This window comes from Phyllobacterium trifolii (assembly GCF_014192095.1).
Taxonomy (GTDB): domain Bacteria; phylum Pseudomonadota; class Alphaproteobacteria; order Rhizobiales; family Rhizobiaceae; genus Phyllobacterium; species Phyllobacterium trifolii.
Map to the genome: position 1 here is coordinate 1 of NZ_JACHXN010000042.1, position 24,210 is coordinate 24,210.

At 49.0% G+C, this 24,210-nt stretch carries 14 protein-coding genes; 6 read left to right on the top strand and 8 right to left on the bottom strand.

Annotated elements, in window-relative coordinates; all coding sequences use genetic code 11:
* Positions 1 to 620: 620 nt before the first annotated feature.
* Entirely contained in the window at positions 621 to 1,295 is a 675-nt protein-coding gene (locus FHS21_RS29445; protein ID WP_183665636.1) for an HNH endonuclease, read from the bottom strand.
* Positions 1,292 to 2,536, bottom strand: a complete 1,245-nt coding sequence (locus FHS21_RS29450; protein WP_183665638.1) for an AAA family ATPase — start codon at positions 2,534 to 2,536, stop codon at positions 1,292 to 1,294. The genes FHS21_RS29445 and FHS21_RS29450 overlap by 4 nt, the downstream gene beginning before the upstream one ends.
* 604 nt (positions 2,537 to 3,140) lie before the next feature.
* Here FHS21_RS29450 and FHS21_RS29455 point away from each other — a divergent pair.
* Entirely contained in the window at positions 3,141 to 4,703 is a 1,563-nt protein-coding gene (locus tag FHS21_RS29455; RefSeq protein ID WP_183665640.1) for a DNA cytosine methyltransferase, read from the top strand.
* Between the two features lie 35 nt (positions 4,704 to 4,738).
* On the opposite strand, the gene FHS21_RS29460 is transcribed toward FHS21_RS29455, so the two are convergent.
* Genes FHS21_RS29460 through FHS21_RS29480 form a run of 5 tightly spaced genes read right to left on the bottom strand, consistent with a single transcriptional unit; the run spans position 4,739 to position 14,567 of the window.
* The gene (locus FHS21_RS29460; protein ID WP_183665642.1) at positions 4,739 to 6,511 is read right to left on the bottom strand and encodes an AIPR family protein; all 1,773 of its coding nucleotides are present in this window, start codon (positions 6,509 to 6,511) and stop codon (positions 4,739 to 4,741) included.
* 2 nt (positions 6,512 to 6,513) lie between these two features.
* Positions 6,514 to 7,527 carry a PD-(D/E)XK motif protein gene (locus tag FHS21_RS29465; protein ID WP_183665644.1) on the bottom strand — a complete coding sequence of 338 codons (1,014 nt, stop codon included), beginning with the start codon at positions 7,525 to 7,527 and terminating at the stop codon, positions 6,514 to 6,516.
* The gene (locus FHS21_RS29470; RefSeq protein ID WP_183665646.1) at positions 7,511 to 10,336 is read right to left on the bottom strand and encodes a Z1 domain-containing protein; all 2,826 of its coding nucleotides are present in this window, start codon (positions 10,334 to 10,336) and stop codon (positions 7,511 to 7,513) included. Before FHS21_RS29470 ends, FHS21_RS29465 begins: the two co-directional genes overlap by 17 nt.
* 14 nt (positions 10,337 to 10,350) lie before the next feature.
* The gene (locus tag FHS21_RS29475; protein ID WP_183665648.1) at positions 10,351 to 11,808 is read right to left on the bottom strand and encodes an ATP-binding protein; all 1,458 of its coding nucleotides are present in this window, start codon (positions 11,806 to 11,808) and stop codon (positions 10,351 to 10,353) included.
* Between the two features lie 32 nt (positions 11,809 to 11,840).
* Complete coding sequence (locus tag FHS21_RS29480; RefSeq protein ID WP_183665650.1) at positions 11,841 to 14,567, bottom strand: sigma-70 family RNA polymerase sigma factor; 2,727 nt, start codon at positions 14,565 to 14,567, stop codon at positions 11,841 to 11,843.
* 242 nt (positions 14,568 to 14,809) lie between these two features.
* Here FHS21_RS29480 and FHS21_RS31430 point away from each other — a divergent pair, with 242 nt between their 5' ends.
* Positions 14,810 to 15,391: a very short patch repair endonuclease gene (locus FHS21_RS31430; RefSeq protein ID WP_183665651.1), complete on the top strand. Its 582-nt coding sequence runs from the start codon at positions 14,810 to 14,812 to the stop codon at positions 15,389 to 15,391.
* 435 nt (positions 15,392 to 15,826) lie between these two features.
* Here the strand turns inward: FHS21_RS31430 and FHS21_RS29490 are convergent, their stop codons facing one another.
* Positions 15,827 to 16,810 (bottom strand): glycoside hydrolase family 75 protein, encoded by a 984-nt coding sequence (locus FHS21_RS29490; RefSeq protein WP_183665653.1) that lies wholly within the window; start codon positions 16,808 to 16,810, stop codon positions 15,827 to 15,829.
* 343 nt (positions 16,811 to 17,153) lie between these two features.
* On the opposite strand from FHS21_RS29490, the gene FHS21_RS29495 reads away from it, so the two are divergent.
* The 4 genes from FHS21_RS29495 to FHS21_RS29510 all read left to right on the top strand — a co-directional run bounded on the left by FHS21_RS29495 (position 17,154) and on the right by FHS21_RS29510 (position 23,821).
* Complete coding sequence (locus tag FHS21_RS29495; RefSeq protein WP_183665655.1) at positions 17,154 to 19,544, top strand: hypothetical protein; 2,391 nt, start codon at positions 17,154 to 17,156, stop codon at positions 19,542 to 19,544.
* Positions 19,545 to 19,874: 330 nt separating this feature from the next.
* Positions 19,875 to 20,801, top strand: coding sequence for a HamA C-terminal domain-containing protein (locus FHS21_RS29500; protein ID WP_183665657.1), 927 nt, complete (start codon positions 19,875 to 19,877; stop codon positions 20,799 to 20,801).
* Entirely contained in the window at positions 20,801 to 22,900 is a 2,100-nt protein-coding gene (locus FHS21_RS29505) for a DEAD/DEAH box helicase (protein ID WP_183665659.1), read from the top strand. The genes FHS21_RS29500 and FHS21_RS29505 overlap by 1 nt, the downstream gene beginning before the upstream one ends.
* Positions 22,901 to 23,149: 249 nt before the next feature.
* Positions 23,150 to 23,821 carry a hypothetical protein gene (locus FHS21_RS29510; protein ID WP_183665661.1) on the top strand — a complete coding sequence of 224 codons (672 nt, stop codon included), beginning with the start codon at positions 23,150 to 23,152 and terminating at the stop codon, positions 23,819 to 23,821.
* Positions 23,822 to 24,210: the final 389 nt, after the last annotated feature.

Here is a 24,210-nt window from a genome sequence, read left to right on the forward strand (position 1 = left end):
TTCTATCTTAGAATTGTGACTGGTCATAATGGGCACATTACCTCGCACACTTATTAAGTGGGAGATCCTGTCCGGATATTTATGGGGCCATTACACGCCCTGCATGGCTATCTCATGCACATGCTGCACTCATGAAACGGTGGCAGATGCTTACGGCCGTGGTGACGATTGGCGCGCAGGGTGGCTAGGCGACGACGAAATTCTTGCCCTTCTGTTCCTGTTAAATCAGGAACGTTCAAAGCTGAGCGGTCCAGCCGCAGTTGAATCAAGTTCTCTCAGATTGAGATCGCCAATGAGACAACTTTTGCGGCTCGTTGTGTCGCGAAGGCCGACTCCGCAATTTCAAGCGGAAGCTTGGACCGATCATGATCTCGTACGTTCCAACCCCAAACCCAATGCCCAGACTCCCGCTCTACAAACCGGACCTGCGGTCGGGTCCAAAGAGGCCGCTACCCTAGATGGCACTGAAACGATACCAACGACAAGCATCGCCCACCTGCATCAAATCTGAGCCAGAGCCAATTTTCCATGCCTAAACGCATTCACGATCAGTTTTGGAAAGACGAGCTTGGCAGCACCGAACACAGATATCGAAGCCGACGCTGCAATCAGGGGCCGCTCTAAGCTGCTTCCAAAACTAGTGGGTCGATACCTCGTTGCACGTCTCGCACAATACAGCGCGCCATGGCGGCATATGGAGCGCTTGCACATGTTTCCTGACGGACCAGATCGTCATAAAGGGCGCGGCGAACAACCAGAGGGAGCGTGGCATCGAATATCTGAGTAAAGACGGTCATTATTCGATCGACTTGATAGTTGCGCATTTCAACAAGTTCGGCGCGATGAAGCTCCAGCAATGCACGCGTCGAAGTACCTTGTACAGTTCCGCGTGAAAAGACGAGCCCTCCAATAAAGACAAGATGCTGTTCTGGGTTAATAGCGTACGGGCCGATAATGTGGTGCATCAAGGGGTCTTTGTTGCTTTTGTTTTGATTGCACACTTCGCAAGCTAGTGTCAGATTTTCCCATTGAAATGTTAGCGCTGGATCAAGTGACTTTGGGAACATATGCTCGACATCACCATGGTGAATATGCTGCAGCTTACTCTCGCAGTAGGCACATTTACCGTGCGTCTCATTGACTAACACGGCCTTGATCTCCGGATGACGATAACGGCTCTTCTCAGTCTGCGTTGGAGTTTCGCCTGCAGTAGTTTTATCCACAATGGTTTGGGTCCAAGCCGCAGCGTTGTCGGTCAACCGTTGAGGGGCTGGCAACTTCGTAAGTCTAATCATCGACGGTTGGCCATCCGACTGAGCGCTTCGGAGTAATACTCACCAAGACCCGACTGCTCCAATCGGGAACGGAGCGCAACGATCTTGTCTGCAGTTAATTTGGTGATTTCAAAATTCTCAGAGATTGCCTCAATTTCATCCTCGGCCCAAAGCGGAAGTGTAACGGGCACGCCAAGGACGCTCCTCAAGATTTCACTTGCCGTTCCTGCTTTATTTACGTTGTCGAGTTTCTGAGAAACAACGATGCGTCGCGCTCCTTCGGATTTATCGCCGTCTTTATAGTCAAGGACGTAAACTGAAGAATCCCGCACTGAGGAAACAACGAAGGGGCTGTGGGTAGCGACAATTAGTTGGGCACTTGGAAAGGCATCCAGAAGGTTGCCAATTATAACTCTCTGCATCGATGGGTGAAGATGATTTTCGGGCTCATCAATTATACCAACGAAGTGAGATTTTCCACGTGAGTATAGAAACATCTGCCAAGCGACATCTATTATCGCCATCAATCCGCCAGAAGCTGCATCGAGTACGAATTCCCCAGTTCGTGTAACAATTACGATATCGGGAATTCTAATGCTTATATCTTGGAAACCAATCGAGGGTGGTAGCACCTTCGAAAGTACGGCCTTAAAGTCTTCGTAGGTTCTTTCCAGTTCTGCATTTCTCTGAACATTCTTATTACCAGGGCCGAAGGTCGCCATCGAGACGATCGCTTCTTTTATTCTATAAATGGGGCTGTATTGGCTGAACGAGTTATTATACTTGTTCATAACTTCCTGATTGTATGCTTGATAAGCCTGTTCAACACTTATTGCATTCGTGGGTATTGAAGAGATTGCTTGATACCCACTTACGGATCGATGAGAGTTTATGAAGAGGCCCTCCACCGTTTGCGCCTGAGTGATTTGCACCATGTAGGTGGCAGATCCCTGATTCGGCACAACAAGGGGAGAAGTCTTTCCATCTGAATAGGTTAAACTGCCAACACCTTCTTGACGTACCGTAGAGTCATTTCCAATGCGACGGAAAATTCCGGAAAAGTAGCTGAGTACGCCAGATTTGCTTATTGTCGGCGTCGCGATGAGGCTGTAGCCAAATCCGAAATGTTGTGAAAGGACTCTCAAAAGAGTGCTCTTCCCGGCACCATTTGCCCCAGCTATAATGGTCAGTCGTGGATGAAACTCAATGTCAACATCCGCGAACTGCCGCCAACCTGTGATTTTCAGATTTTTGAAGCTCATGCCATCCCCCAGTTTGCCACCTATATCGTCGCAGGTTGCATTCCGCAATTGCCACTTGGTACTTAGAGCATGTTTGCGACTGCTTCACGCGAGTATGAAAGTGGTCTTACCCCTCACTCGTGATGCGATTGAGTATTCAGCCAGCTGGACAGCGGAACGGGTATGTCGCATAAAGCCTCACCTTTGGGAGACATGGCAACTTGATTGTAAATTGCGTCTTTCACTGATGAATGGCGCGAAATATTCAGCGCTATGTGGCGCTTACTCATATTAGCCGAATAGTAATGGAATAAAGACGGATTAAGATGGTCTTGCTAAGCTTCACTACTGATTTCGTTCAGGAGGGCGCTTATGGATATCGGCAGCTTCTCATCGTCCGTCCAATTGCAACGACGCTCGACGCCCATCAGAATCTCCACTCGCCCCATCAAGTTCACTTAGGCTACGTCGCTAACTACGAACTTAGCTACGTAACTTGAGTGTTTCGGGCAAATCTCAAAGGCCACTTCACCGGATTCTTACCTGAAAATTTCTATTTCGAGCCCTGGCAAACTGCGGCCGTTGATATAAAGATGGCGCTCCTTCAAAGTACTCCGAGAATTGAATGCCAGAGAAATTTGCCGTCGTTGATCTGTTTGCGGGCCCAGGGGGGTTGGGTGAAGGATTTTCAGGATTTGAGAATTCGTTTGGAAGCAATCCATTTTCAATCGCGTTCTCCGTGGAAAAAGACCCGGCAGCTCACAGCACTCTACGGCTAAGATCATTTTTCCGGCAGTTTGGGAGAAATCCTCCTGCGGAATACTACGATTTTATAAATGGAAAAATCAAAGAACCTGATTGGGATGCGCTCTATCCCCAACATTGGGACATAGCTTGTACGGAAGCGTTATTGCTTGAACTCGGCACTGAAAGCGTCCGGAGACAACTGGACAGCAAAATAGAGGTAATCAGGGAACGTTATGGTGGGAATACCGTCGTAATCGGCGGACCGCCTTGCCAAGCATACTCTCTTGTAGGGAGGGCTCGTAACCGAGGAGTGAATGGGTATGTTGCCAGAGAGGATGGCCGTCATTTTCTTTATAAAGAGTACATCCGAATTTTAGAACGTTTGCGTCCTGCAGCGTTTGTGATGGAGAACGTAAAGGGCATTCTGTCGTCAAAAATTGATGGCGAAGCCGTGTTTACGCAGGTCCTCGCTGACCTACGAGGTGTCGGAACTGGAGAGGATTCCTACACCCTCTTGCCGATCACAAAGGGGTCAAATGGCAGCCATTTGCAAAACTCTGATTACGCGCCGTCTGATTTTATTGTCCGCTCCGAAGAATTTGGGGTCCCACAGGCAAGACATCGAGTGATCGTGGTTGGCCTGCGAAATGATTTGGCTGCGAACTCGCAGATCAAAAACCACCGCCTGTTGATAAAAAATGGTGTCGAGCGCACAACTGTCCTTAATGTGCTGAAGGCGATGCCAAAGCAGCGTAGCGGTGTAAGCAAGGGACACGATGATTATGCGTCTTGGCATGCGGCTGTTAGCCAGGCGGTAGAAAAAATCCAAAGACTTCCAACGAACGCAGCTGTTTCTCTATTAAAAGATATCCAGAGCAGAGCATCTTCCATTCTTGAGAAGACTTGCTCAGAAAGCTTTACAACGGCGCGGTTCGTGCCGGGCGCGAGCCTAGTCGATGGGTCGTGTTCCTCGCAACTTCAGAAATGGATTCTAGATCAGCGCATTCAAACCCTAGCCAATAATGATACCCGGAGGCACATGCCGATGGATCTTGCGCGATACCTATATGCCGCGATTTATTCTGAGATCACTGGCGTTTCGCCGAAATCAACTGACTTTCCCTCCGAATTGGCTCCCGCACACAAAAATTGGCTGTCCGGTAAATTCTCAGACCGCTTTCGAGTTCAAGTGTGGCACCAGCCCGCAACTACCGTAACAAGCCATATTTCAAAGGATGGTCACTATTTTATTCATCCTGATCCTGAGCAGTGCCGAAGCCTGACCGTAAGAGAAGCAGCGCGTCTTCAGACCTTTCCAGACAATTACTATTTCAAAGGCAACCGCACCGAACAGTATGTTCAGGTTGGGAACGCAGTGCCGCCGTTCCTAGCACGGCAAATCGCGGAAGCAGTCCATTCTCTCCTTGTCGTAGACTCTTGAACCCGACGTTTTCAGGGGCGGTCAACGTCTACGACCTAGCCACGAATCTCAGGCATCTGCTCCGATCGTTTCTCAAACGTATGGGCAATCATCAGTTCCCAGCATTCCGGCTTCTTTGCCCACTCAGAGATCATTCGTTCGCCTGCGGTTTGCTTGAGACGATCGTTGACTTCGTTAGACAAGTGCATAATTCGTCGCTCCAGTGCAATGGATAGGCTTTGATTTTGCCAAATCAAGTCAAGGTCCAACGCATTGCTCTCCGCTCTTGAGAATATCGCAATCGTATATGCGGTAATGTTGGCTTGAGCCTGCTGATATGCAGCCCTGATCATTTTTTCAGATTTTCGATATAGAATTGCCAGTGCGATAAGCCGCTTGTACTCTTGGACATCGGGTAGCAGCCTGTCTTCTGGCATTTCGTCACTGAAGATTTTGAAGTTCTTTTGAGCCCCAAGACTCACGATCTCTGGCCTTTGATTCCATCCATGAATGTACTTCGCAATGTCTGTTTTGGTCAGTTTCCGGGAATTGGGAATGTTCTGTTTCAAGTCACGAAGTTTGGCTGGCGTATTCCCCTCGCGTGCCAACAGGACATTATAACTGCCGGCCGAACGCTCATAAAACCACCTCCCTTGGCCGTCGGGACAAAACGTGTTCGTTGAAAGCTTTTCGAGTGCTACATGAAACGGCTTGTTCGCTGAGAGATCAGAGACTTTCACGGAGTTTTGTGAGTTAGCGTACTTCGAGATGTCGGATAAAAGAGCTTCTTCTGCTGCCGTATCGGAGGATCGTAGTACGATGATCTTTGCAGGCACCCGTACCTGGGCCAAGTTTGTTTCCGGAAATTTTCGTTTCGTAAAATAGATTGACGCTGTTGTTTGGCCGCCATTGACGATCTGCATTCCTTTCAACCAAGCAATGCCCGTGCCGCCAGTATCAGTCGCGCCGATATGGGCCTCGTCGGCAACGATCACGATGCCATTGTTGTAAGCCATGAATTTTTCGGGGGAATAACGCAGTGTGTCTCTGATACCTTTGTTGACCTTCCCCGTCTGGCTAAGAAAAGAGCGAACGTTGGCCTCAAGCAGTTGAGAGCCGAACTTTTCGTAGAGCAATCGCAGGATATTTCCCGGAATTGCTGTCAACGCATAATCATATTGCTCTTCGCTACCCGGGACATAGACGCACGGCAAAGGTGTTCCCGCCACCTCTTCGAAATTGACGATGAGCTCGTCTCTCGGTTTTCCTTCTGAAGTATGCCGAAACAACCGCTCAATATCCATTACTTCTAGCGTGATGTTCTTCCCGGCGATTTCTCGCGGTTTAAAGCTTTTGGACTTGGAGCGAAGGTCTGTGAGTATGAATATTCTGACGTCCTCCAATTGATTGTAACATTCACGTACGGTTAGGATCAGTCCATACGCGTCGTCAGACTGATCAATAGAATTGGCCAAGGCCCCAGTGACAGCGTTAGATAGAAAGCGAAGGCACTGGTCCGCAGCCTTTAAAACATCGCTATCAGGTATCGCTTTGATCTCCTCAGTGCCTTCGTAGATTGATACGAACAGATCCAACTGGTCACCATCGTCGGACACGGCATACCCACTAAGTCGAAGAGTGGCATTCCCGATTTTCCTATGGATAAACAAAACTTGCGGATCGGACGTCATTCCAATTTCCGCTAAGTGTTGCATCACCAGTTCCGTGAATACAGACTCCGCATGAGGGAATGGTGTCGCTCCCAACCGCTCCAGCGTCAGCGATTTGACGTCTGCCTGTGTCTGAAGAAGAAAGTCTTCCAATGTCATCTTTATTTACTTTCAAAAATGCCAATAGCCATTTCAAACGGATGAGATGGAACGCTGATCTCATCCAGATCTAAATGATATTCAGCATCTAGTATGGCCAACGGCACAGATGTGCGGGAAAGATAGGGGAAATCTTCGTCTACACAAAACAACCTTTCACTATGCAATTGGAAACGCCGCACATAGTCGTCAGCAAATTTATCAGTATAGTTCACGAGTAGAAGCAATCGCTCAAACGCACTTCGTTCGGCAGCGCCGTCTGCCAATATTTTACGGAGAGCCTCTACAATCTCGGGCAAAGTGGTGCCTGCTTCAGTGACAGCGAATCTCAGGCCTGCGAGATAGACCGTGCGGGCAGCCATTCCGTCAAGTTGATCAAGCGAAGCAATGTGAGTGGGAAAGCCATTGACTGAGAGGGTTGATTTGACCTCCAAAGCAGCAATATCGTTCCTGAAGTCTTGAGGCGCATTTTCTGGACCCTTCCAAAGCTCAATAGTTAAATCGGGGGGCATTCCAGCTTCCAAAAAGCGCTTTAACAATAATAATTCCCCGTAAAGTCCAATCTCCTCCGCATCCGACAATCGCCCTTCCGCAGGCTTTTCCATAAACCGCTGCCAACTGCGGATTCGTGACATAAATTGAAAATAAAGCCGCCGTTCGCTCAAAGTTGTCGTGCTCAGCGTTACCACGGCGATGAGATCTTCGACCATGAGAACAAACAGGTCGAGACTGGCCCCCTGACGGCGCGATACGCTAATCCAAACGCTGAACTCATGGTTTAGGTCAGTAGGAAGATTCTCAACTTCAAATCCTTTGCCCTGGGGGATGGCCGTTGCACCTCTCGATTCAAAATTAAAACCCACTAGGAATGCCTCGCGTCGCTCCGGAAACCGCACGCCAACACGAAGTCTCTTGTTATTGTTGAGCGGGATGATTCTCCAACCATCGGATTCACCAGTTCCCGCAATCGCTTTCCAAGCCGAACGAAGATCATCCGCGCTACTCTGAAGAGCCATACTCAAGCTCCCAGAGAACGTTGTTGATTTTGTACTCTACCTTTATGCCGGACTGGCTGTCCGGAAAACTCATGCCGAAGCCAATAACGGGATGAGGTTGAGCCATTAAAAGCCTGTGATTTGTTTTCTGTGGATCCATCGGATAGATTAATAGTAGACCGCGACGACGACCTGATGCCTGCAAACCCGCGATCCGGCGAATGGAGGGTCCGTTCGGCTCTTTGGGCTCCTCCTTCTGCTTAATCTGTTTCGCTGGATCGTTCCGCCATGCACCTTGAGCGAGTTTTAAAGCGTCATCCCATTCAAAACTGGATAGCGCGATCGATTCATCCCTTGGAGATAACAGACGGCCTATTGAATAGCGGTCATTTCTATCAGGATTATCTGTTTGGCGGATCACCATGTTAACTCCGGGAATGGGGTTGAAGGCAGCACCGCTCCCCCCCAGCACAGCAACCGTCCATTCGTCGAGTTCATTGCTTCGATTCATCATATCGATGAATTGCGCAAGAAGTTGACTATTTACCTTGTGAGCATCAGCATGCGTCTTGTACGACGTCAGGAAATCAATGACGTGTTGTGGCCGTGACTGTTCCCAAATACATCCGTTCCACTTAGCTGACGCGCCGGCTCGCTCTCTGACAATCGGGTTGTGATACGCGTTACCGAGCGCCGCAAATAATGACAAAGCCGCGTCATAATTAGATGCGAGTGCCTCTTTGTCACAGCGCATGGAGACAGTTTCCACGACCTGTCCACTGAACGAAAGCATCAAGCTGCGTGCGGTTCTCATCTTAAGTTTTGACGTGACGAGCATCACGGAATGAGACTGTACCTTTAGACCAAAATCACGGGGCGTTGACCCGCTCGCAGCCATGAGCTCGAACTCTTCTCGCAACTCCTCGGAGGCATCCGCAATATGACCGAACCAGTCCGCCAATTCCTCAGTGCTGTAGAGACGACACAGATCTACGTAGCCGGGCCGATACCCGAACCACCGCCCCATTTGCATAAGCGTGTCGTACATTTTGGAGGCTCGAAGAAAATAGCTTACGCATAGACCCTCTAGAGTCAGGCCTCGTGAAAGTTTGTCCCCCCCAATAGCGATAACCTTGAGGCCTTTTCCTGCGTCAGCATAGTCCAGCGCATCTTTTGCAGTTCCATTAATTTTTCTAACTTCGATATCTGCGACAATATTTGGCAAGCAGTTTAGGACATCAACCCAGGCTGAAGAAATCGGAACATCCATGTTTCCTTCTTGAGTTCTCGTGGTCGCAGTCGTTTGCATGAAATCCGAAACCCAAAGAGATTGCAGCCGTGCAAGAACCTGCTCGGCATCTACACCACGAAGAATTCGTTGTTTCTGATAGCGGACATAAGCTTCAACTTGTTCAAATACGAAATTTTGAACGTTGTTAAACCGAGTGACGTGAACAAGCATTGAGCAGTGAGATTCACCCTGTCCTCTAAGATGCCGCGCTGCACATGCAAGTACAAACGCGTCTACCGCTTCTTTTAGCGATGGAGGAAGCTCATCCGTCTGTTCATATAAAGGTCGATGAGTGCTTTTATGTTTTTGGGGCATCCACCCCGACAAACCGTCATGAGATGCGAAGTCCTTTACGGCACGGAAAACCGGGAGGCCCTTTTCCCTACCGTCAGCGGTACGGCGGCCGAAAATCTTTGATGGCCCCACATATGTATTTGGAGTGCCAAGATTAATTATAAAGCTCGCTGGAAAGAGATCCGGGCCCTCTTTTTGTGTTTCTCCGCGTTCATGTATGAAAATATTCGCGAAGGGCGTGGCCGTATAACCCACATACGCAGATTTACTGAACGAGTGGAGCAATGTTCGGATTAATCCGTTTATCACTTTCGGGGAATATTCGAGATCGGGCTTTCCGTTTTCATCGATAGCATCTTCTCCAGTATCTACCGATGCGTTGTCAGCCTCATCATCAATCAAAAGAAGTGGCAGGCGGGTGACTGTCTTTCTTCCCGTCGTGGCGTCTTCCGAGTCGGCAACATGATTTCGAATCCACTTGTTTAGTTTCTCAAGTACAGTTTTATTTTTCTTTACGACCAGCAGCCATGGCCGCTTCTCTGGGGTAATCCCAAGATTTTTAGCTATCGCGGAATTGAAGTCGCCGTTATTGGAACGGTTTGTAACATAGTTTGGTCTGATTGAGGGATCTGCATCAAGCGTGCCAACTCCGATTGTCTTGATCGCGTCCGGATCAGGATGAGTTTCATAACCCAAAAACCCCTCATCAAGCCGCATTTGGGTCTGCGCTCGCAGGTTGTTGTGAATGCCGGCGAGCACCACAATGATCTTGTATCCAGCATCCGCGGCCTTGCAGATCAGGCCCGTATAATTTCCTGTCTTCCCCGACTGGACGTGGCCGACAACGAGACCACGCCGATCCCAACTTCCCTCGCGAACAGGATCTTCGATCAGGCCCAGAATTTCATCGGTAACCTTATCGAGTTCGTCGACACTGTCCAAGGACGCTTTTCGTTCCATAAACTCACGGTAACGCTGCCAATATCTCCAGTGGGATTTTCGAGTCGCATTGAGCCAACCAACGTGGCCAGCCTCGTTCTTAAGAGTAGAACTTTCGCCGATCCACTGACTCGACCGTCTGATAAGCTCTGTAACGACGGCATCCCGATCGACCGACGTTTTCCAAGAGGGATCCAGCAAAAAGGCTAGATCCACTTTCTTGTTGATGAGGGCCGCGCTGATCGATGCGCGATCTTCGTTCGATAGTAATTCCTGTACGACCTTGATTACTGAAGCGGCGCTCAAAGCGGCATTTCCTATTATTCGTGTTGCAGTTGTAAGTTGATCACAAGTTCAGGAAACAAATTGAAGGGTTCCGTCCTGAGAAGACTGGCTCGCGCGAGTTCAATTGCCATCCCCTTCCGCAATACCATTGACTCCAAAAGGATTTGCGCAGCCTCAACGACCTCATCACTTGGAACATTCGCAAATCCGGTCTCAGGCGTGTCTTTGGCCTCCGCCGTATCAAGCCAGATACGTTGTACAGGCACCGTTTCTTCAATAATTCGAAGCATATTGCGAATTTCTTTTGCCAGCGAAGCGCTAAGATTTACTGAGGACGCTAACACTGCTTCGATTGCCGGATGAGAAGGATCGATCTTGTACCTCACGCCGCTTTTGTGGTGATGAGCTCTCCATGTCTGAGTTACCTGTTGTTTGCCGAAAGGTTCAGCGGATTTCCCACGAAATGCGAAAACGTTGCGGGCACGCATTCGGGTGTCCTCCGCCAATGAAGTCAGAAATTTCCGAAGATATGTTGGAGGGTGTGCCGTTGCTTTCCTGATATCGATTTTCCAGTCAGCGTCCGCCGTGTTCTGAATATCGACACGAATTCTTGCTAGCCGAAGCGGTTCGTCCTTCGTCCAGCTTTTACCCTTTCCCAGTCCGAGCCAACTACCCGCCAGAAGCAATCTCTCATTTCGATACACGTAAAAGCCCTGCTGTGAGGTCCAGCCGTCGGGTCCTCCGGCCGTATCATATTCTGCAGCGGTCAGTCGGTCGCGGTGGGGAAGCACAAACGATTGAGCGGTAACTGTCTTAGGAAAAGCGCCAAATTTGACTTCATTTGAATGCCAAGTGAAGGAATTGGATTTCAGGAAAGGATCCCAAGGTTTGAGAGCTGCACCATTTATGATGATCTTCAACTTAGCTCGTAGCAAGAAACGGTGAAAGACCATTGAAAGGTGCCGTTCGATTTGGTCGGTGACATCCAACAGCTCTTGCTTATCCTCGTCATGAGGAAGCATTCGATCCAGTAATTCCAGTAGCACCAACGTACCTGAGGAAAAGCCATCCAACGCCGACAGACGATCTTCCGAACCAGGGTGAAAGCCCTCCAACAAATACCAACCGCCGTCGGTTGAACTGGCTAAAAAGTCTAGATCCCAACGCAACACGGAAAGTTGGTTTTGGTTTCGGCTAGCCACAGTCAAACGCCGGCATTGTGAAAACGATGCCGTCTTAAGCCCCAAACCGAAGCGCCCGAGATCAGCAGACTCGCGCGCATGCAGAGGGTTTCGATCGCCGAGGGTCATCGCTTTTTCAAGCTGCAGAGCATTCATTCCGCAGCCGTCATCTGCAATAGTAATATAGGTACCACTGACGGATGGGGCTATTTGGATGCTGACGACATTAGCGCCAGCTGAGATACTGTTATCGATGATATCAGCGATGGCCGCGCCAGCGGAATAACCCAACCCCCTAAGTGCCTCAATCATTGAACTTGCCCGCGGGGGTGCAGACCTGATTTTCATATTTGTGCACCCGCTTTGAAATGCGCAAGGAATGCAGACTTAAGCCTCGCTGAAAGTGCGGGATGGCGAAGACGTTTAAGAGCTTTGACTTCAATCTGACGAATTCGTTCGCGGGTGACTCCGTAAATCTGCCCCACTTCCTCAAGGGTATGTTCCTGCTTTCCACCAAGGCCAAACCTCAACGTAAGGACTTTGACCTCCCTTGGATCCAAGTGTGCGCTAAGCTCATCCGCAATAAGTTGCGCGAGCTGCTTTTCGGAGATCGTGTCATCCGGTAGCTCCTCTGGACAAGCCAGAATTAGCTGCTGCCTGCTCGTGAGGGGCAACACGTTATCAATTCCGTATCGCACGGTACGACCTAGAGCATTTAATGCGCTCACTTTTTCGGGAGAATAGCCTGTCGACTCAGAGAGTTCATTGATCGAAGGTTTTCTACCGAATTCCGAACGAAGCGTCTTCTTTTGCGAAGCGACTTTCTGTATCGATTCCTGCACGTGCACAGGAACTCGGATCGTCTTTGAACAATCGGCTACAGCTCTTGATATTGATTGTCGTATCCACATAGCTGCATAACCGCCGAATTTGACACCTCTGTCGGTGTCAAATCTTTCGACCGCTCGCAATAGCCCAATGCTTCCCTCTTGAATCAAGTCCATGAAAGCTAAACCTGACGTTTTATATCGACGAGCAAAGAATGTGACCAGAGAGAGATTGTTCTTCAGTATACTACTTCTTGTTTCCTCATATTTTTGCAGAGCATTTTTAAGAGAATGAAAATCTGCATCTTCCAGATCGAGGCACTGTTCGACAATCTTTGCCACCAAGCTTGCAAGTGGGAGTTTTAAACCCACGACTTCTGAAACAATACTTTTAGTATCCGGCATCGCTCTTCTGTCACGTAATATCGCCGCAAAGGTCGCGAGTATGTCATATTGTGTCTGGCTGCCATCGGCGACATTTGTCAACACAACAGTGTCGTCCGCAGCCACATCCTCGTCGTCCTCGAGTCGGCTGACCTCGCTGGGCGTTTCATTCTCGACGCGGGGTGGTCTAACGAGTTCGGCAAGCATTTGGAATGCGGGAGGAAGAGCAATGAGAGTTCGTAATAGAACCGCTCTATCTTCATCAAAACGTCTCCAAACAGCTGCCTCTGAGCCTGACGAAAGCGCACGAAGGGTCTTTGCGGTCCTAATGTGCAGAGTATCCAAGGCTTCGGCCGGCCGGAGGAAATCTTCAATCGCCTCATCCGCACCCGGCAAAGCCGCTTGCCATGAACGGGGATGATAGGGTTCTGGTGGTAATTGCGATGCTAACACACCATAGAAGTTGTCATCGACGCCAATACCAAGCTCTCCAAGCAGAACAAGGAAACGCCTTTTTTCCTCCCTGTTAAGTTTTACGACTCTGGTAACCGCATCAACTTGGGTGCGGGATATCAAGCCCAACGACAATCCACTTTGAATAAGGAAATCGATGCTGCGGTGCAGGGGCTTGTACTCGATAAGCGTAGCCGGCAACGCGACGGAAATGACATTCCAACTGGGATTATCGTTATGAACGGAGGAACTAAGATCTTGATGAATCTTGACGGCTTCGAGGAGCACACGTTGGTCATGGATACGGAGAACTACATCGGGCTCGGCTTCCCACTGGCTAAACCCTTCCAAAAGGGTTTCTTCAGACTGCTCCATGGAACTAGAACGTTCATGGGAAGAGAAAAAGAAATCGTCGCCTAGTCGGTTGGGACCGTTGTGGTCCAACGTTCTGAATGCTTGGTCGGGCGATGATATGGAAGTTTGCTCTGTTGAACGTGCACGGCTGTCCGACGCACTCGAAAACTGTGCCTGCAAAGGCTGGTTCAGCGAAATATATGCTGAGGAAGTAGAAGGGGTGTTCTCAACGGAAACCTCTTTGACGTAAGCTCGTGTGGTGAAAACATTTGACATTTCATTGGACAGATTGGTCGTGTTTCGTTCGCTGCCTTCACCGTGGTCGCTCGATATGAACGTTCTCTGCTGCTTTATACTTTCGCCATGGGTGGTCGAAAAATCGGCCAAATCGGCTGGGTTTGAAATGAGCGGGAGCGTGTTCCGCCCTCTATAGGAGGCGTCTGTGATAACGCGTTCCAATCGGTCAATTGGCTTTTTCGTTGCAGCGTCGATTGGATTAGCGATTTGATGGCGACTTAACGCGTCCATCGCGTCGCTTCGTTCGTCCGTCAAATTTTCATTGGACAAAGATTTGGTGACGCCCAAGTGATCGCCAGGTAAAACATCCAAATGAACTCGGGCTCTCATAGTGGACTCGAAGTAGTCAGTTGAAGCACAATTGATTATTGAGCTGTCTCCGTGCGCAAGTTCATCGATAGCCTCGTTTAACAAAGACTCGATGTCCTCAGTATTCAGATGCATACTTGGTGGTTGGCTAGTTGATGCGTCACGCTCTAATTCAATCCGCTGCAACGATAGGATATCGTAAAGGGCTGTATGCCCCCGGTCCAGTGCGTAATCCTCTGCTCGCTTTCCATGAGCATCTGGGCGCTGGAGATCGGCACCACTTTCGATAAGCAACTTACAAATTTCATTATAGCCCAATGAGGCGGCAACCCCGAGCGGCAGATTGCCTTTCTTGTCAGGCAAATTCAATTCCACCCCACGCTTGAGATGGAAAACTACGGCAGCTTTAACTCCTGCTGTTAGGGCCAACCGAAACAGCGCACTCATGATTCAACTGTGATCGACAGGCCGATATCGGTAAGCAACAATTTCCCCCATTTGGCTACGCGCCCTTTAGAACCCCATACATTTATGGCGCGAATTGCCTTAAAGTGCACGCATAAGTTTGGAAATTCAGAAGTGAATTTGGTCTATCCCATCCAATTCTTTAATGCGGAACGTAAATATAGAGTCTTTTCCACCTTTCATTTCGAACGGAATAACACAGAGGCGATTGTCGGGAAGAATTAATGGACAAGCTGACACCCCAGCGTCGAAGCGCCAATATGGCGAGAATTCGCAGTAAGAATACTAGGCCAGAATTGTTTATTAGGCGACTTCTGCACAGCCTCGGATATCGATTCAGGATTCATAGAAGTTTTTTACCAGGAACTCCAGACATTGTCTTCTCTAAGAAAAAATGTGTGATTTTCATTCACGGTTGTTTTTGGCATCAACATTCGGACCCACTGTGCAAAAACTCCACCGTACCAAAAAGTCGGCAACAGTTTTGGGAGTCAAAGCTGAATCGTAATAAGGAGCGCGATGCCGAGCACTTGGAACAAATACTCTCGTTAGGTTGGAGCGCACTAACCGTTTGGGAGTGCGAACTTGGAGACGTTGTATCTCTAACAAAACGATTAATTACTTTTCTCGGGCCCTGCAGACATGTGCGCAGTTCGGTAGCAAATGCCACTAGGCTGCTCCAAGCCAGCGGCGGCCTACCGCCAGGATTGGTCGTCACAGGTGCCAACGGCATGGATGATCGCAACGCTGGAAGCCGAAGCGAACGTGATCACCCCAAGTGGATCCCGAAAGCAGCCAGGTCATAGCTCATGACCGAATGATCCGTACTCGTCCGTCGCCGCACCAAAGAGATCAAACTGGGGCAGCACGATCCCCGTTCTCCCGAATGGAATTAGCGACCAACTAAGCCATCTTTCTGGGTTCTACTCGAGTAGGTGGACCCATCGCCGTTAAGCCTACAATTTGATGCTGTGGAAATCGGCAATTTCGCCTCTTTAGTTTCAAAAGGTGACGGGTAGCCAAATTCGCCAAACTGCCTTGGAAAATAATGGCGGTATATTTTTGGAAAATATTGTGTGAGGCCGCATGGCAGTAGGCAAGTTGCGTACTGTGCCGCCCGCTGGAGATCTGCCCCTTGGCCAATCGCGCCCCACACTTGGGTGTTATGTGACCAAGGGCAGTCTCCCTTGCTTGCAATCATCGATTCACACAGCCTAGTAAGGGCAGCATTCGCCGATCAGCTAGCGTTTTGAGTTGGCCCGCTTCCTTGGTGCCACGGCAGTTTCGTTGCGGAGACACGCTTTCAGTCGTTCGAGTCCGCCCCACTCATCCAAAGCTGTTGCACCAATCTCGTTGATCTCTTGTTGAGTGAAATCGCGGCCCTTCAACTTCTTTATGTCCACCTTTGGAAAGATAAGATAGTGGACTTGCGGCAAAGCCAGGGGCAGGATGCCGTCCTCATACGTTTCCGTACCCGTAAGGCTTTTGCCTTGCATGTTCGCGGCCATGGCAACCGATACTTCACCAATCGAGTCTTTCGGACCCCGATCACCATTAATTCCGAACACAACCTTTTGACGAATCTCATCATATACAGCCACGAGATCAAAGCCATCTGTCACTATACCCTGGCTTTCCCAATGCGTCTCATTGGGAAGGACGTTTGCGTTGAAAACCATTGCGTCCAAGTATCGGCGCGCGTCACACTCATCGCCGTCGTACAGCGGATAGGCTGTCTGGGATATAAAATATCCAGCGTATTTACCCGTTTGAAAGGTGCAGGGAATATCTCGTTTAAGGTTGATGTCCCTCTGCCAAGGAATAATCCCGTAAGTGGTCACCCACGAGGTCCTCGGATTGTAGTTGGAATCTCTAGCTGCCTCGAAGGTCGAAATGTACCTTTCGTAACAATCCCCCCTTCGGGGAGTGCATCCGATGTACTTGCCTCCCAAGCGTTTAAAGATGCCCTTAATCCCATTGCCCATATTGTTGAGCGCAAGCCTCTCTCCGCGTGGATCGCTTGGGTGGTAGGAGCGCGGATTCCCATCGGTGTTAATCGCCATCTTCGACGTGTAAAAAAGCGAAGGAACCCCTGTGGGTGCTTGATAGGTTATGGTGCCAGTGTCGTTGTGGATCCAGCCGACATTCATACCGCATTCCGTAGCAGCCGCCATGGAGTTCCAGCACAGTGACAAGGCAACCGCAGCCGATATTTGACTTTTCATAAGAGATCCCCAGAAACACATATTCTAGGCAAGCGTCCTCGACGTTCGCACTTTTACTTGCAGACCTAGAATTTCATAGTTGCTCGAGTGCCTTTAGCTTACAATTCTGAAGAGGCTTAGTGATATATACACATTTGGCTCTTGACAGACAACTGTCATCGTTAGATTTTAACTTGAATACGTCAACTTTTTTTGGACTTTTCATCTCGATCGGCGGAAGATGATTGTTATTACATGACATAAGCGAGTTATCGCGTTGATTTCTATAGCTATAACAGTATCTATGGGGCGGGCAATTAAGTAGTTATATCTATTAGATTCCTAGAAGCGGGAGAAAACAACTATGCCGTGGCGAGCAGCGTTCGCATTTTTTGTTGCCGTAACTGCGCTTTATACCCTATTGACGGCGGGATTGGCTATTGCAGCTGACGACAGCGATTATCCACAGCGTGTTAGCATTCCAAAAGTCCTGCAGGGCCCGTTTGTGTCAGAACCCGCAGTCGTTGCACAACTCGACAAAATGGACGCCCGCGGTTGCGCCTATTCTGGACCTCTTGTCTTTGGGTGCCTGATCCAAGGTCAAGCTTTGGAGGCTGACCGGGAGATGCTAGGCGGACTGCGCGTCAATCCATTCAACCTCAAGGTCGCGTTCGAAATAAAGAAGACGATAGAGGGGGATCTCAAGGAACTGAGCGCGCAAGCCGCAAGAGGTCCAAAAGCCTTTCCCGAAGGTGAACCGAGCCTTCTGAATGCGACATTTCTGACCCATCAGGATTCTCGGGTGGAACTTGTTGGTGTCATCAACCGGATGGACCGTAATTTCATTGGAGACCCGATCCCGGGCCATGAGAACCATGACGGGTGCGGTGAGATTAGCGTGATTTACCGTTTTTCATACAAACGTGGAGAGGAGATCGGTTCTCGGCTTCCCGTAACGATGAATGTAGTCTTCCCAGCAGTTCCGACCGATCGTCCGTCTGGTGCCGCGAGCTGCAAAGATGTCGCCCAAAGATGGCTAGACTATCTTGAAATGCCGTCCCGGTCTGCCGAAGAGGCCGTGCGGGAAATGATGAACGCCGAGACTGGCATTCTCTCGAGCATTACCGGGAGGGATATTGCACGTATCGAAATCAATATGCAGGCTTACCGGGTCAAAGTAGGCAACGACACGACCAATCTGGGGTCCACAGCGAAATATCTCATTCGCGTCTTTCGCTGGGATCCGACAGCCAAGAGGTTCGTAGTCAGCTACCTAAGCAATCAAATTGACCGTGCTCGCCTTTTGGGGAACGAGAACGGGGACTCAAACTCCTGTGGCGAGGGAATTCCGCATGAGCTTTCGCGAAAGAAGTTCGTAAAGCTGATCACGAGTAAGGCGGTCCTTGCTGATATTGACCGTGGAACGCTTAACATTCCCCGTGAGTATCTGGCCTGTCGCGCCGTCTCAGTTTCGCCGGGCGGGCAATATCGTTCTGGAAACCAGCCTTTCTGGAACGCAAATACAGCGGCCGAACAAATAATTTCGGATACTGAACTTGAGGCCGCGATGCGCGCCTATACACTTAACCCAGCAACGCAATTCAGCTTCGTTAAGTCGCCGACTGACTTACGGGTCAGGCTGAATGAGGCAACGTGTTCGGGCTGCCATCAAGCCAGGGCTATTGCGGGATTTCATTTCCCGGGTGCCGACAGAGACGATACTCCGAGCTTCAACGCCGTTTATCTACCTGGGTCACCCCAGTTTTACGGAGACCAGCCGAGACGACTTGAAATTCTGAAACTGCTCGCCAGCGGCAAAAGTCACAAGCGGTATGATCTCGCGACCAGCTATTCGGATCGGCCCCTGAACAAATTCAAGGGCGAGCGGTGGAAGCTCAATGAGACCACCGAACTTCTGGGAGGTTGGGGATCGACCTGCATTGTGGATTCAGCGCTGGCGACAACACAAAGGCAATGGACCTGCAATGACGGGCTCCAATGCAAAGTCCTTTTCATTTCTCCTAATGCCACTTCTGTCGGGACCTGCGTTCCAGAAAGTTCGCTTCACATCGGTGACGCAATGCAATCGGGAGAAATTAAATCAGCTCGTTTCGGGTTCGACACATACGTCAGGAAGGAGCCGGCTCCTGTCAAGATAGTAGACGCGCAGCCTTATACCCTCATAGAAGCACTCGGATTGATACCTCCCCCCGGCAACTCCTATTATGCGGCGCATCAGGAATACTATGAGGGGGATGCTGACGCTGACGGCGGAACCCCAGAGGGGGTGATCATCAAACGCGACTCTCAAACTGGGGGATTCCCGGCTGGGATGCTGCGTTTGTCCGAATGCCTAGACCTTCCACCTGAGGCGACGTGTGGTCTAGTCGCTTCACCGGGCTTTGCGAAATGTATTACTGACGTGGAAGCTGGGATCGGAACTGTTCAGGCCTGCTTTGTCAAGCGAACTGCCTATGCAGGTATGCGTGCCTGCGATGCTGCAAATCCGTGTCGAGACGACTACATCTGTCTTCGTTCCATCGGCTACAACGCCGAGAATGGTGGTAAGAAATTCAGCGCGCGGAAGACAGGAGTAGACGGACTGCAGTTGTCCACGGAGTTCGGTCAGCAGCCACCTGACAGCGCTTGGCTTAGCCGAAATTCAGGCGCTGGCGATCAGCGCGGGATCTGTATTCCGCCGTACTTTGTGTTCCAATTCCGCTCGGACGGACACCCAAAACCAATCAAGTATTAAGTCTGCCTCGCGCGAACCGCCGTTCATGCAATTTTGCATGTGGACAATGCTGCGTTAGGGAGTGAACGGCGTGAACCGATTACGGCCAGTCATTCGGTCTACCTTTAAAAGCTCGAGTTAAGATGGCGCTGAAACACGCAAGAAACTCATCTCGAATAAGGGGACCCAGTTTCCCGAAATATACGCACCCACGTCCGATGATGAATAATGGGATATACCCCTATTGGTCCTTCAATTTGTAACTCTAATAAAACACGATAAATAAAGGACAGCTTTACTTATATCGGCTACGAGATAGCTGAAACAATACCCGGGGTGGGCTCGTTTATTATGACAACAAAAATAGCTTTCGAAACGCTCATCGATGATTCCTTGTCGAACATCTCGACTCTAGATCAATTCAAATCCGTCCTTAACAAAAAGATAGTAAGCGTCATCAATGAATTTGAGGACGGAGCCTGGCGTTATTCAAAATTCCAGCACTACCTATGGGATAATATCGTCCAGACTGCGTTATCTCAACGGGAACGTGCCGCCCTGGTCGGGAAAGGGCATACCGCCCTTGTGGAAGCAGCAAAAAATCTCCGCCTGACTGACAAGGATGAGTTAGGACAGGGTAGCGAAATCGCAGAAATCTTCCTTTACGGGGTGATGAAAGACCATTTTGGGGCCTTACCCGTGGTGCCAAAAATCTTTTACAAGCAAAACAATCAGGATAATGCCAAAGGGGCGGATAGCGTTCATATTGTCATCAAAGATGACGATTTCACGTTATGGTTTGGCGAAGCAAAATTCTACAATTCTATCGCTGATGGACGATTAGATTCGATTGTGAAATCAGTTCTCGAGACTCTTGGCACAGACAAACTAAAAAAAGAAAATAGTATAGTCACCAACGTTTCCGATATATTGCATCTCCCCATTCCGAGTGATCTGAAGGAACGAATCATCTCCTCGATCAGACCGCGGGAATCCATCGATAACATCAAGTCCAAGATAAATGTCCCTATCATGGTGCTCCACGAGTGCGAAATAACGGCCTCGCATGCCGAGATGAGCATGCGGTACAGAGAAAGTATTGGTGAACATCACACGCAAAGAGCCGAGGCCTATTTTGCGAAACAGATGACGAGGTCCTCGTCAGTATTCAAATATAGTGAGATTGTTTTTCATCTTATACTATTTCCTGTCCCGAATAAAAGCAAAATAGTTAAAGCATTCATTGAAGGTGTGCAGTTTTATAAGGGGCAACAATAGTGGCAGTTTTCGACGTTTGCCGGGAAATCAATGAACTTATCAATGAGGGAGAACATGTCGCAGCGCGAAACAAGCTAATTTTGCTGCTTGGCCACCTCAGCCGGGAGAGCACGCCGTACCCCGAGGTTCTCAATTATCTAATTCGGGAAGCAGGTCTATACCCCTACATGCAATCTGAGAACTCCTCCTGGCAGGAAAAATTTGTTACCGAGGCATTCAAGGTGGACATAGGAAGATCTCGCGCCACCCTGCATAGGGAGCAATCTTACGTGCTTTCGCGCCTTCTGGACGGAGGAGACATAGCAATTAGCGCCCCTACCAGCTTTGGCAAAAGTTTTATAATTGATGCTTTCATAGCAGCGCAGAAACCCAAGAATGTGGTCATAATTGTGCCAACGATTGCCTTGATGGACGAAACTCGCCGCCGGATTTTCAAGAAATTTTCCGATAAGTACAACATAATCACGGCGTCTGACATGCAGCTCGGCGAGAATAATATTTTCATTTTTCCTCAAGAGCGCGTGTTCAGTTATTTGAATAGGATAGAACTCATAGACTTACTGATCGTCGACGAGTTCTACAAAGCAAGCGCAAAACACGATAAAGACCGATCACCCACGTTATTAAAGGCAATACTGAAGCTTTCGAAAAAATCTAAACAACGATATTTTCTCGCGCCAAATATCAAAAACATGGAAGAAAGCGTATTCACGAGGGGAATGGAATTTATTGAGTTACTAGATTTTAATACTGTATATCTTGAGAAAGTAGATCTCTATAAGGAAATTGGCAAAGACGAGTTGAGAAAGAGCGAAGAGCTATTAAAAATACTTAGATCACGCGACGGAAAATCGCTGATATATGCTGGATCATATCCCCAGATTGATAAAGTAGCCAACTTAATCGTGGCTAGCATGCCAATTTTAGACAAGCCCCTTCTGAACCATTTCTCGAAATGGCTTGCGGAAAATTATGACCCGAACTGGCAGCTCACGAACCTGGTCCGTCGAGGCGTCGGAATACACAATGGAAGAATGCACCGTTCGCTCAGCCAAATCCAAGTAAGGATATTTGAGGCAAATAAAGGATTCGATAGCATAATATCCACGTCCTCGATTATTGAGGGGGTGAACACTTCCGCCGAGAACGTGATCATATGGCGCAATAGATTGGGTAACACGAAGCTAAAAGATTTTACTTATAAGAACATCATCGGCCGCGGTGGAAGAATGTTCAAGCATTTTGTGGGCAAAATATACTTGCTGGAGCCTCCGCCTGCGGACGAAGATACCCAATTGGAAATCGAATTCCCGGATAGTATTCTTGGGGACCTCGACGAGGTCCAGCACAAGGACAATCTCACGGACGATCAGGTCGCAAAAATTATCGAATATAAATACGAAATGAGCGGTATCCTTGGTGAAGAAGCGTTCGCTCGATTATCCCGCGGGAATTTGCTACAAAATAGCAATTCCGACTTCATCCTTGGATTGGCACAGGATATGAAGTCTCGTCCTGAGGAGTGGCGAGGCTTTGCCTATCTTAATTCTGATAATCCCAATCATTGGGACAGAATGCTCTACAAGATCATCAATTTGAGCCCTGCGGGATGGGACATCCAGTTCTCAAAATTAGTGCTTTTTATCAAAGTCTTGTCCGATAACTGGCGAAAAGAGATTCCTGATCTCCTTGAGCAATTGGATCAAGAAGGCATCGATGTTGAGGATTTCTTTCAGTTGGAACGAAACGTAACGTTCAAACTCTCTGCCCTATTGAGCGATGCGAATGAACTTCACCGTATCATTGTAAATTCCGAGGTGGATGTGTCGCCCTTCATTTCAAAATTGGGCCACGCTTTCTTGCCCGGAGTCGTATATCAGCTTGAGGAATATGGATTACCACGGATGATTTCGAGAAAACTGCATCGACGCGGTTTGATAGATTTCTCGGATCCACTCCTCGATCTCAGAGCCGCTATAGGCAGGTTCCAGAAGCTAGGCGTTGAGGAAATAAACAAGACGCCGACACTTAACCCATTTGACAGATTCATTGTGAGGTACTTCTTCGATGGTATTACTCAAGATGATTTGGCGATTTGAATTCTTGAGTTCAGCAGAGCGGGCGAGCCGCAATTGGATCGGCCATGCCGCAGTTGCAAACAGAATGTCAAGATATCACTGACTATCTAACAGATATCCGACGGTTTTTACCGAATATCTATAGTCCTTAAGTATTATTTTCCGTAAAAGCGAGCCATCCCCACTATCTACCTTCGCAAGTTCGTGATCTTACTTAGGCCCAAGTGGGGCGCGGAATGACCCCAGAAACAGACGAAATGGGGAACGTCAATGAAGATTCGACTGATCGCCGCTAGTATCTGCACGCTGGTTTCTGGCTGCGCCCACGACCAGGCTTCTACTAACCCATTTGGTAACTTTGCCGGCTCTACATCATCTGTAGCGGTGCAGGCGCTGGGTAGCTCCGCATATTCCGTAGATCCCAGGTATGGGTATCAGATTAGCACGCCTGGAATCTACAAGTTTGACGCAAGCGGCCAACCATTTGAAATTTGTGAAAAAGACGTCCGGTTGCAAACTGCTATAAAAAATATGACCACCGAGCCAATCAACTCTAGCGATATATTGGAAGATGATTTGGCGTCGGCAAATTTCGAGATTTCAGTACCAGGTATCGGTTCAATCAAGTCTCCCTATAGGAAAATAAAAGTTGAGGGATACACAGTTACGAAACTCATCTCAGGTGATTCCGGAGATGCAGCCGACTATATTTTGCGAAATGTGGATTCAGGATGTCGCGACACGATCTTGCAGCGAAATAAACCATACATGATCGTCACCAAAGTTGCGACGGCAAAAACTGCCTACGCCCTATCCCGAGGTGCGTTTGAAGCAAATTTTGCGGCCGGACCAGCACGTATTGGATGGGCAAATCCAGAAATTAGGTCCACGCCTCGAACGAACGTGACGTTCGCGATTTCGGGAAAATACGCCAAGCGCTGAGCGCCCCCCGTCATAAAGCTGACCCGCTGGCGCGTTGGCAGACATTCTGAGGGTGCTGGTCTGCTGCTGCAAAAACACGACACCAAGTTTAAAGTTGAACGCTTATACGCGGCGATGATCAACGATTGGGCGAGTGCGATGTTGTCCAGAGCGTCTTCTTTATGACCGGATTTCTGAATTCGGGCTGAGATCGAATGAGACTAGGTCGCGGGAGACCTTCAGGTATAGGCACCTGCTTTGGTTCACCCCGCACCCTGTCTCGCTTCTTCATTGTTGGAAAGCGAGCTTCCGATGTGACCTGCTCCCGCCAAATTAGTCCATTCTCAACTGGAATTTTCCAATAATGCCCCCGGTGACGGGCTGAGGAGAATTCGATGAAGAAGACGAAG